At 51.4% G+C, this 2,997-nt stretch carries 1 rRNA gene; it reads right to left on the bottom strand.

The window, feature by feature from the left end:
- Window positions 1-5 precede the first annotated feature (5 nt).
- Window positions 6-2,940 (bottom strand): 23S ribosomal RNA (locus HMPREF0873_RS09705).
- Between the last annotated feature and the right edge of the window lie 57 nt (window positions 2,941-2,997).

Below are 2,997 nucleotides of genomic sequence, written 5' to 3'. Positions count from 1 at the left end.
CTGCTTAAGTAAAGCCCTCGATCGATTAGTACCAGTCAGCTCCAAACCTCACGGCTCTTCCACACCTGGCCTATCTACCATGTCGTCTACATGGGATCTTACTAGCTTACGCTATGAGAAACCTCATCTCAAGGCTGGTTTCACGCTTAGATGCTTTCAGCGTTTATCCGTCCCGAACGTAGCTACCCAACTGTACCCTTGGCAGGATAATTGGTACACCAGCGGTTCGTCCACTCCGGTCCTCTCGTACTAGGAGCAGCCCCCTTCAAGTTTCTTCCGCCCGCGATGGATAGGGACCGAACTGTCTCACGACGTTCTGAACCCAGCTCACGTACCACTTTAATCGGCGAACAGCCGAACCCTTGGGACCTACTTCAGCCCCAGGATGTGATGAGCCGACATCGAGGTGCCAAACCTCCCCGTCGATATGGACTCTTGGGAGAGATTAGCCTGTTATCCCCAGGGTAGCTTTTATCCGTTGAGCGATGGCCCTTCCACTCGGCACCACCGGATCACTAAGCCCGACTTTCGTCCCTGCTCGACCTGTCCGTCTCGCAGTCAAGCTCCCTTCTGCCTTTACACTCTTCGAGCGATTTCCGTCCGCTCTGAGGGAACCTTTGGGCGCCTCCGTTACTCTTTTGGAGGCGACCGCCCCAGTCAAACTGCCCGCCTAAGACTGTCCGGCCGGTCGTTACTCGGCCCGTTAGAAATCAATTAATGAAAGGGTGGTATCCCAACAGCGACTCCCCTAAAACTGGCGTCCTAGGTTCTACGTCTCCCACCTATCCTGTACATTCATTAACTAAGTTCAATCTTAGGTTGCAGTAAAGCTCCATGGGGTCTTTCTGTCCAGTCGCGGGTAACCTGCATCTTCACAGGTACTTCAATTTCACCGGGTCCCTCGTTGAGACAGTGCGCAAGTCGTTACACCTTTCGTGCGGGTCGGAACTTACCCGACAAGGAATTTCGCTACCTTAGGACCGTTATAGTTACGGCCGCCGTTTACTGGGGCTTCAATTCAGAGCTTCGACCGAAGTCTAACCCCTCCTCTTAACCTTCCAGCACCGGGCAGGTGTCAGCACCTATACATCAGCTTTCGCTTTAGCAGGCACCTGTGTTTGTGGTAAACAGTCGCTTGCGCCTCTCTTGTGCCACTCATTCATGCTCCAAGCGCTTCTGCTCTTCACACTACATGAGTCCTCCTTTTCCCGAAGTTACGGAGGCATTTTGCCGAGTTCCTTAACGAGGGTTTTCCCGCGCACCTTAGGATTCTCTCCCCGCCTACCTGTGTCGGTTTTGGTACGGGCGATGTGTCTCTACCTAGAAGCTTTTCTCGACAGTGTAGGATCAATCACTTCGCGACTATTGCTAGTCACTCGTCATCACATCTCAGCTTTTAGAGCTACGGATTTGCCTATAGCTCAACCTACCTGCTTAAACACGCTCTTCCAATCGCGTGCTGACCTACCTTACTGTGTCACTCCATCGATCAAACGATTCACACCGGTACAGGAATTTCAACCTGTTGTCCATCGCCTACGCTATTCCGCCTCGGCTTAGGTCCCGACTTACCCTGAGACGACGATCGTTGCTCAGGAACCCTTAGGCTTTCGGTGGAATGGATTCTCACCATTCTTTTCGCTACTCATACCGACATTCTCACTTCTCATCAGTCCACAACTCCTTACGGTACTGCTTCAGCCCGATGAGAACGCTCCCCTACCCATATACATTGCTGCATATGACACGACTTCGGTTTTACACTTTAGCCCCGGACATTTTCGGCGCAGAGTCTCTCGACCAGTGAGCTATTACGCACTCTTTAAATGGTGGCTGCTTCTAAGCCAACATCCTGGTTGTTTTGGAAATTCCACATCCTTCGCCACTTAGTGTAACATTGGGGACCTTAGTCGGTGTTCTGGGCTGTTTCCCTCTTGACAATGGACCTTATCATTCACTGTCTGACTCCCGAGTATAAGTATAGCCATTCGTAGTTTGACTAGGTTCGGTAACCGGTATGGCCCCTAGCCCGATCAGTGCTCTACCGCCTATACTCTCTACCTCGAGGCTAGCCCTAAAGCTATTTCGGGGAGAACCAGCTATCTCCGTGTTCGATTGGCATTTCACCCCTATCCACAACTCATCCCAAAGCTTTTCAACGCTCACGAGTTCGGTCCTCCACACAATTTTACCTGTGCTTCAACCTGGCCATGGATAGATCACTACGGTTTCGGGTCTACTATTACTAACTATACGCCCTGTTCAGACTCGCTTTCGCTGCGGCTCCATGTTTTCCACTTAACCTCGCTAGCAACAGTAACTCGTCGGTTCATTCTTCAATAGGCACGCCGTCGTCCTGATATATATACAGACTTCGACTGTTTGTAGACATACGGTTTCAGGTTCTCTTTCACTCCCCGCCAGGGGTTCTTTTCACCTTTCCCTCACGGTACTATGCGCTATCGGTCGATATCAGTATTTTGGCTTGGAGGGTGGTCCCCCCTGCTTCCCACAAGGTTTCACGTGTCTCGTGGTACTCTGGATACAGTCCCGTGTATGCAAGGTTTCGATTACAGGGCTTTCACCTTCTGCGGCTGAGCTTTCCAGCTCGATTCTTCTACCTCATTTACACTTGATGACTGTCCTCAACCCCGGTGCGGTTGCCCGCTCCGGTTTGGCCTCTTTCCCGTTCGCTCGCCGCTACTAAGAAAATCTCGTTTGATTACTGTTCCTCCGGGTAATTAGATGTTTCAGTTCCCCAGGTGCCCTCCTCATAGTCTAAGCTATGGGTGACAGTGCATAACCACTGCCGGGTTCCCCCATTCGGAAATCTACGGGTCACAGGTTGCTTGCACCTCTCCGTAGCTTATCGCAGCTTACCGCGTCCTTCTTCGGCTGATATCGCCAAGGCATCCACCGTACGCCCTTAAAATCTTTACTTATTTTACGCCATAATTTGCGGCTAACTTCGTTGTGCTGCGTTCGATTTGTCTTGCG

The sequence above is a fragment of the Veillonella sp. 3_1_44 genome (genome assembly GCF_000163715.1).
In the GTDB taxonomy this organism is placed as follows: Bacteria; Bacillota; Negativicutes; order Veillonellales; family Veillonellaceae; genus Veillonella; species Veillonella parvula_A.
This window is presented reverse-complemented; position numbering and strand designations above follow the sequence as displayed.